Annotated in this window: 1 pseudogene; it reads right to left on the bottom strand. The window is 75.7% G+C overall.

Annotated elements, in window-relative coordinates:
* Nucleotides 1-214 (bottom strand): annotated as a pseudogene (locus BN358_RS27895) (tRNA pseudouridine(55) synthase TruB); the annotation flags it as partial.

Here is a 214-nt window from a genome sequence, read left to right as displayed (position 1 = left end):
ATCCGGTCGGTACAGGGCAAGCAACTCCCCGTCCCCGAAGCAGCGCGGTGGGATCGGCGGGCAGCGCCAGTTCGAGCGCCCGTCCATAGCCGACGTCGCGGGCCTGCGCCTCGGTCACCTCGGCCACGGCGAAGGACCGGCGCGCCACCTCGGCGAGGCCGAGCAGCGGTGGTGCCGCGTCGCCGGCCAGGCCGCCGGCGTCCAGGCCCACCAA

It is taken from the genome of Sedimentibacter sp. B4, assembly GCF_000309315.1.
Taxonomy (GTDB): Bacteria; Bacillota; Clostridia; order Tissierellales; family Sedimentibacteraceae; genus Sedimentibacter; species Sedimentibacter saalensis.
Note: the sequence above shows the minus strand (reverse complement) of the source record. Positions and strands in the feature narration are given on the sequence as shown.